This is a genomic window from Mesorhizobium sp. B2-5-4 (assembly GCF_006441095.1).
In the GTDB taxonomy this organism is placed as follows: Bacteria; Pseudomonadota; Alphaproteobacteria; order Rhizobiales; family Rhizobiaceae; genus Mesorhizobium; species Mesorhizobium salmacidum.
This window is the reverse complement of sequence record NZ_VFUR01000027.1, coordinates 57,173-64,646: the sequence shown is the minus strand read 5'-3', so window position 1 is coordinate 64,646 and position 7,474 is coordinate 57,173. Positions and strand designations below refer to the sequence as shown.

Here is a 7,474-nt window from a genome sequence, read left to right as displayed (position 1 = left end):
GGGGCATCGGCGCCGGAAGCGTCATTGGCAAGCACATCGCCCGAGACCGTGCTGGCGCTATCCTCGACGACCGCGTACGGCCCGTCATTGTGGGCCGTCGGCACGTCGTCAACGACATTGACCTGGACCGTTGCATTCGCCAGGCTGCCGTCCGTATCGGTGGCGACCACATTGATGCCGGTCAGGTTGATGACGTTCTGCCCACCCGCGTCGGGATGCGGGAAGTTGTCGAGCAGCGTCACATCGACTGTGGCGGATCCGTCGGTGCCCGCCAGGATCGGCAGCGACGACGCGACCAGGTCGATATGGATGGCATCGATGCCGTTGATCGAACCGGTGATCTGCGTCGGTCCGACGAGCGTCCAGACGATGTCGGCGCCGGCAACCCCGTTGACGTCCGCCGTGATGCCGGCAACCGACGTGAACGCCATCCCGGTGATGTTGTCCGAACCGGCATGGAACGATACCGTTCCGCTACCGTCCTCGACATTGGTCGCGGCCGCGTTGCCGGTGGCATTGACGGTGCCGAGCCCTGCCTCGTCCACGGTGATGATCGCGTTGGTCAGCACCGACGGGTCAACCCCGTCGCTAATGGTGATATTCAGCGTCGTCTGCGAGGTGTCGCCGTCGCCGTCCTTCAGCGTGTAGGTGAAGGTGTCGGTCACCGGAGAGGCGTTGTTGATGTTGGAGTTGGCGACATAGCTATACGTGCCGTCCGGGTTCAGCGTCAGCGTGCCGTACTGGCCGACGACATGGAAGTCGCCGCCTACCACCGTCGTTGCCCCGGCGCCCGTCACGCCGCTCACCGCGGCGCCGTCCGCGCCCTTGGTGTCGGCGCCGGCAGCATTGCCGTCGCTACCAAGCCCGGTGATCACGTTGCCGTTCGCTGTGCCGCCTTCCGTGGTACTGTCGGTGTCGGCAACCGCCGTCGGCACGTCGTCGATGATCGCGACGGTGAAGGTCGTGCTCGCCGTATCGCCGTCGACATCCGTGACGGTGATGCTGAAATTGTCCGGAACCGTATCGTTGGCGTCGTATCCGGTCGTGTTAACGGGATGCGTGACCGACTCGGTGACGGTGTAGTCATACTGGATGGCACCCGTGCCAGGATCGAAGGATAGGATCGTGATGTATCCGAACTCGCCCGCGATTTGCTGGCCGACTCCGGTCACGGTGGTGCCATTGATGACAATCGAGCCAATGCCATCGGGTGCGTCGATGCTGATCGAGCCGACGCCAGAAGTTTCGGAGTTGCTCGGAGCCTCGCTGCCCGGCGATTGTTGCGGGCCGCCATCGAGTCCGGTTTCGCTGGCCGCCTGATCAGGGTTGGTCAGCGACATGGCCACGACGGAGACGCCTCTGTCGACCAAAGAAGGGAACAATTCGCGATGATCCGGCTGCCCAAATTGCAGGTCCGTTGGTGGCAGGAGGGCCGACAGGCCGAAGCCGTCGCCGATCCCGCCGGCAGGCTGTTCGAAATTGCCGCCGGCGCTCGAGGTCGAACCTCCCGGGCCCGCCGATATCGAGCCGTCCGCGCCGAAGGCGACATCGACATGGCTCGCTTCCAGCGCGGCGATCAAGGCCACACGCGGCACTTCGACTTCGCCGATGATGAAGGTCGGCACATTCAGGGCACCGTCCTTGATGACGATGACCGAGCCGTCCGCCTGCTCGAGCACGAGGTTCTGGCCGTCGACCTTGATGTTGTCGATCGAGACGTTGGCGGGAAGCTTTACGACGTTGCTTGCGTCCGCCACGTATTCGTGGGGGGCATTTGCCGCTGGCGGAGCAGCCGCCGGCGCGCCGCCGCCGACATCGACCGGCACAGGCTCGGCCGCTGCCGGCGCTGTTTGAGCCGGCGCCGCCGCTTGCTCGGCCGGCGCGGCCTGCGCCACCAACTGGATCGGCGCTGTCAGGTCGTGGTGATCGTTGGAGACGGAATGCTCGTCCCACGAGTTCGAAACGTTGTCCAACTCAATACTGGTCGTCATAGCTTTAACCCCTCCGGCATTTCCCGGAAAGAGACAGGCGGCGCCTCGACTTTGCAACGGTCCGTCAATCCATTCTATATATTTGGATATGCGTCCGATGACTTTTTTTACGCTTGGTAAACTGTGAACATATAATCAGTTATATCTTGCTTGGAATGCGCGGCGCTTTGCCACGACTAGCGCGAAAAACTTGGTAAATAGAAGTATAAATACGTATAAAATTTTACACAAAATAGCAAAAGCACTTTGCGGGAAAGTTATCCACCTTCATTTCCAGTAATTTGAGACAAGATTGGTAGCGTCTACGGTCAAAGGTGGGCGTCATGAAAAAACAAAAGAATGCTCCGGGGAAGAGAAAACTCAAGCTGCTTCTGCTGGCGCTCGGGATGGCCGGCGCGGCGCAGCCGGCCCTTGCCGGGCCCGTCATCAGGGATTTCCTGCCCGAAACGGCACTGCTTGGGACGGTCCAGGCGCCGCCTGGCCTCGGCGGCATTTCGCTGCGGAGGTACCAGCCCTGGCAGCCGGCCGCCGCCTACCAGATCAGCCTGGTCCTGAACGGCTACAATCCCGTTTCCGTGCAAGACCGGTCCAGCGCCTTGATGGCGCAAGAAGGCAGGGATATCGACCCGATGCAGACTGCGTCGATTATCCCGGGCGTGTTCGGGTCGGTTGCGCTGTCCATGCGCAATTTTCCGGTTTCGGCGCGCTGGGCACCGGTCTACCAGGCCATAACCAGTTGCACCGCCGGCAGTCCCTGCGACCACAAGAGCCCGGCCTTCGCGGCCATGGTTTCGGCTGCCCAAGGCAAGGGGTTTGTCGAAAAACTGTCGTTCATCAACAGCGGCATCAACCACCTGATCGCCTACAGGAAGGACAGCGTCGTTTACGGCAAGCTTGACTATTGGGCGAAGCCTTCGGAAATCCTCGCCAATCGCGCCGGCGACTGCGAGGACTTCGCCATTCTCAAGATGACGGCGTTGCTGAGGACCGGCATTCCGGCACGCAGCATGTCGCTCGTCGTTCTCCAGGACCGCAAGCGAGGTTTCTTCCACGCCGTGCTTTCGGTGAGCACTGCAAGCGGCGCTTACATTCTCGACAGTCTCAACAATACGGTGCTCAAGGACAGCGCTCTTCCGGACTATCAGCCACTGTACTCGTTCAGCACCGACCGGGCATGGATCCATGGGTCCAAACCGGGGGCCACGCAGATGGCCGACGTCAAGGGCGGTTTCGAAACCGTCGCGCCTGGCGAAGGCGCGCAGATGGAAGTCAAGTAAAGGCAAAGCGCGGCCGCGTTTTGTCCTGGCCGAATGCCCAGAGCAATTTCAGGAAAAATGCATAGCGCTTCCGCCGGGAATTGCGAAACGATGAGCGGCTCTAACCGTTGAAGACAAAAGCCATCAGCAATTCCAGGTCCAGCACCGGCGCGCGCACCACGTTAAGCTGACCCCGGTAACGGCGCTCACCGGCGCCGATCACAAATCCGCTCGCAACGGCAACGTCGCCGTTGGTGTCGAGGCGCGCGAATATATCCGCCACGTTGAGATCCAGCGCCAGCTTCAGGTCCTGCCGCGTGTCTCCGTCGAACGCCGTCGGCAACTGCCGTTTGACCAATTGCTGGAATGGCGCATTGAACGTCACGATCTTCTTGGTCGATGCCAAAGCGAAAGCCGGCGACGGACAGGCAAGCAGAATGGCGTTTACCGTCCTGATCGACGCAAGCCTGCGCAAATTCAGGTTCTCGTGTCCCAACGCGCGAATGCAGGCCACCCGAATTGCCGAGGTCAGGTTTCCGTTCTCCGCGTGACTTTCGGCGATCTCGTCGACCAGCATGCCGATGGTGCATTTGCGGCTCTCGGCCATCTGTTTCAGCGAAAGCCAGAAGGCCCGCTCCAGACGGATGCCGCGCCTTGTGCCGCCGCGCGCCACGACGCGGAACTCGAGCTCGAAATCTTCTGTCGGCAGCGGCAGAAGCAAACGGTCTTCGGGGGGCGGGGGAGAGATGGCGCTAGCGCTCACTCATTGCCTCCTGACGTGCTTTGTTGATCGGCTTCAGCAGGTAGCTCAGGATCGTCTTGCGCCCGGTCTTGATGTCCACGGAACAGATCATGCCGGGGATGATCGAATATGCCTTTCCGTCTCGCTCCAGTGTCGATTTGTCGGTTGAAACGCGCACCTGATAATAGGGCTCGCCCGTCTTCTGATCGACCAGGCTGTCCGCGGTAATATTGGAAACCTTGCCTTCGATGCCGCCAAAGATCGAGAAATCGTAAGCCGTGACCTTTATCAAGGCATCCTGGTCGGGGCGGATGAAGGCGACATCGCGGGGCGAAACACGTGCTTCGACCAGCAATGTCTCGGAAGTGGGCACGATGCCGGCTACGACAGTTCCGGGCTGGACGAAAGCGCCGACGGTGTTCAGTTCCATCGTGTTGACGATCCCGTCCACCGGCGAGCGGATATCGGTTCGCGCGACTTTGTCGGTCGCGCCGCGAATGGTTTCGTCCACCACCGAAAGATCGGCCAAGGCCTGCGTCAGGTCATCGAGCGCTTCCTGCTTCAACTGCAGCCCGAGTTCCTCGACCTGGAGCTGCGCCTCGGTGATCGCCGACTTGGCTTTCTTTATCGTCTCGCCGGCCAGGTTCAATTGGCCGTTGAGTTCGGTCTGCTCCTGCTCGACCTTGAGCTGCTCGGTCCTTGCCATCAGACCTTTCTTGACCATCGCGTCGACCAGCTTCGCCTGCTGGTCGCTCACGTCCAGGTTTTTTGTCAGTCGGTCGAGATTGGCGTTCGCCTCGTCGAGTTCCTTTTCGCGCTGGTCGAGGCGCGACTTGAGCACCGACAGCTTGTTGTCGAAGTTTTCGCGCCGGGCAACGAGGAGATTTTGCTCGTTGTCGCAGATTTCCGGCGCCACCGCCTGAATATCCTGCGGACACGGAAACGATCCGGTGATGCTGCCGCTCTGTTCGTATTTGAGCCTGGCGATCCGTGTTTGCAGGGCCCGCGCCTTGGCCTGCTGTTCGCCGAGGCTGGACGTGTTCAAAGTGTTGTCGAGACGAATGATAAGGTCGTTCTTCCTGACGACCTGCCCCACCTTAACGGCGATTTCCTGAACGACGCCCGGCTCGCTGGCTTGGATGACCTGGGTCTTGGAAGCCGGTATGACCTTGCCGTCGCCACGCGCGATCTCGTCGACCTCGGCGAATGATGACCAAGCGACAAAGGCGACGAAGAGCGCCGCTATGATGAATATGGACGCCGTCGCAAAAAGCGGCGGGCGGTCTTCCCTGGCAAGCATTTCCTACGCCCCGTTATTATATCGGTTTCAGCCCGATATAATTTGTTCCTTCAGGTATTGGTTCTCTGCAGCGCCTGAATGACTTGTTCTTTTGGTCCATCGGCAACGATCTTTCCCTGCTCGACAACAATAAGGCGATCAGCCAATTCGAGCATGCTGAAGCGATGCGTCGAGACGATCAGCGTCGTGTTGCGGTCAAATGCTGTCTTGAGTTGCTTGATCAGCTGTCGTTCCGAAGCCAAGTCCATCGAGCCGGACGGTTCATCCAGAAAGACGATCTTCGGCTTGGTCAAAAGCAGCCGGGCAATCGCCACCGTCTGTCTCTGCCCGCCGGAAAGATTGGTGCCCCGCTCGCCGACATTCATGTCGTAGCCGCGTGGATGGCGAGAGACGAACTCGTCGACCCCGGCGGCTTTTGCGGCTTCGATGATCTGTTCGTCGGTCGCCTCGGGAGCTGCCATGAGCAGGTTCTCCTTCACGGTGCCCGAAAACAGATCGCCAGCTTGCGCGACGATACCCACGGCGGCGCGCACCTCCGACGGGTGATACTGGCGGATGTCGATGCCATCCAGCAGCAGCTCGCCTGAACTCGGCAGGAAAAGCCTGCCGATCAGGCGTCCCATCGTCGTCTTGCCCGACCCGATGCGGCCGATGATGCCGATGCGCTCGCCCGGCTTCACCGAGAAGTTCAGGCCGGACAGAACCTCGTTTTCCGAGCCGGGGTAGACGAAGCCGACATTCTTGAACGTCATCGCCCCATTGCGGATCGGGCGATTGACAAAGCCCACCGTGTCCGGCCGGTCCTCCGGTTGGGCCATGATGGAATTCACCATTCTCAGGGAGAGCATGGCCTGGCGAAATCTCGACAAGGTGATCGCGACCTGGCCGAGCGGAGCCACGGCCCGGCTCGCCAGCATCACCGTGCCGATAATGGCTCCTGTCGAAACATGCCCTTCCGAAAAGGCATAGGCCCCGGCCACGACCAGGGCGACCGTCACGAGCTGCTGGATGGCCTGGGTGATGTTGCCGGCCGCCGCCGAGAGCTGCTTGATCTTCTCGGAGGTGTTGGCCGCGTTCTTCGAATGCTCGCCCCACTTCCTCAGCAAATAGGCTTCGGCGCGCAGGGACTTGATTGTTTCCAGCGTGGAGATGGACTCGACCAGCAAGGCCTGGCGCTGGGATGCTTCATTCATCGAGGCGGCGACCCGTTTGCCGATGCGGCGTTGCGTGACGAGGCCGACTATCACCGACGCCACGAATGCCAAGGCCGGTATGATGACCAACCAATCGCCGATCGCGTAGATGACCAGCAGGAAGATGAAGACGAACGCCGTGTCGATGAAGACGCTGATGGTGTTGGAGGTGAAGAACTCCCTGACGAACTCATATTGAGTGACGCGATTTGCATATTCGCCGGTCGAGCCCGGGCGCGCGGACAAGGATGAATTCAGCACCTTCTCGAACAGCAAATACGATATCCGCAGGTCCGCCTTGCGCCCGGCATAGTCGATGAGCGAGGCCCGGGCCGTCTTCAGAAGCAGGTCGAAAAGAATGACGGCACCGATACCGATCGCCAGCACCCAAAGCGTCGATATCGCCTTGTTCGGCAATATGCGGTCATAGACGTTCATGGTGAAGATCGGCGAGGCGATGGCCAGCAGGTTGATGAAGATCGCCGACAGCACGACCTTCGAATAGGTGCGCCAGAAAGCGCCCATCGTTCCTGTCAGCCAATGGCGCCGTTCGATCTGCTGCGCCGACCCGACCTTCATGCCTTCGGTGGCGTTGGCATAGGTGATCGAGAAGGATACGCCGCCGCTGATGTAACTTGCGGCCAGCTCGGATTTGCCGACAGTCGTGCGCCCGTCTTCCTGCGGGGCAGTGAGATACCCGTCACCGTCGATTTCCGCCAGCAGGGCGATCGGCAACTGGCTGACACGGAAGAGAATTGCCGGAAGATCGAGGCGACCGCGCAAGAAGTCGCGATGGTTGAATTCGTGGGTCTCGAGACCGATGCGTTCGGCAAGATGCCTGATCTCGGTGACCTCGATGCGCGTGTCCGAAATCGGTACCCCGGCAAACAGCACGGTTTCCGCGCTCGGCCTGCCGAGATAGGCGGCAACCGCCGAAAAGCAGGCCTTGAATGCCTCCTTGGGCGACAGAATATGTGGCTGCTGATTCACGA

The 7,474-nt window shown here is 60.6% G+C and carries 5 protein-coding genes; 1 reads left to right on the top strand and 4 read right to left on the bottom strand.

Annotation, left to right across the window (positions count from 1 at the left end):
• On the bottom strand, window positions 1–1,991 hold a 1,991-nt coding region (locus FJ492_RS25685; RefSeq protein WP_210241550.1), incomplete at its 3' end, for an Ig-like domain-containing protein.
• A gap of 323 nt (window positions 1,992–2,314) precedes the next feature.
• Here FJ492_RS25685 and FJ492_RS25680 point away from each other — a divergent pair.
• Window positions 2,315–3,268: a transglutaminase-like cysteine peptidase gene (locus FJ492_RS25680; protein ID WP_140772912.1), complete on the top strand. Its 954-nt coding sequence runs from the start codon at window positions 2,315–2,317 to the stop codon at window positions 3,266–3,268.
• A gap of 100 nt (window positions 3,269–3,368) precedes the next feature.
• Here FJ492_RS25680 and FJ492_RS25675 read toward each other — a convergent pair whose 3' ends face one another.
• The 3 genes from FJ492_RS25675 to FJ492_RS25665 form a co-directional block, all read right to left on the bottom strand.
• Window positions 3,369–3,920: a ribbon-helix-helix domain-containing protein gene (locus FJ492_RS25675; RefSeq protein WP_281406156.1), complete on the bottom strand. Its 552-nt coding sequence runs from the start codon at window positions 3,918–3,920 to the stop codon at window positions 3,369–3,371.
• Between the two features lie 79 nt (window positions 3,921–3,999).
• Window positions 4,000–5,289: an HlyD family type I secretion periplasmic adaptor subunit gene (locus FJ492_RS25670; RefSeq protein WP_140752707.1), complete on the bottom strand. Its 1,290-nt coding sequence runs from the start codon at window positions 5,287–5,289 to the stop codon at window positions 4,000–4,002.
• 50 nt (window positions 5,290–5,339) lie between these two features.
• Window positions 5,340–7,472: a type I secretion system permease/ATPase gene (locus FJ492_RS25665; RefSeq protein WP_140772909.1), complete on the bottom strand. Its 2,133-nt coding sequence runs from the start codon at window positions 7,470–7,472 to the stop codon at window positions 5,340–5,342.
• Window positions 7,473–7,474 lie beyond the last annotated feature (2 nt).

Coding starts and splice junctions, on each gene's coding strand:
- FJ492_RS25680 (WP_140772912.1), top strand. CDS start 2,315: ATGAAAAAACAAAAGAATGCTCCGGGGAAGAGAAAACTCAAGCTGCTT.
- FJ492_RS25670 (WP_140752707.1), bottom strand. CDS start 5,289: ATGCTTGCCAGGGAAGACCGCCCGCCGCTTTTTGCGACGGCGTCCATA.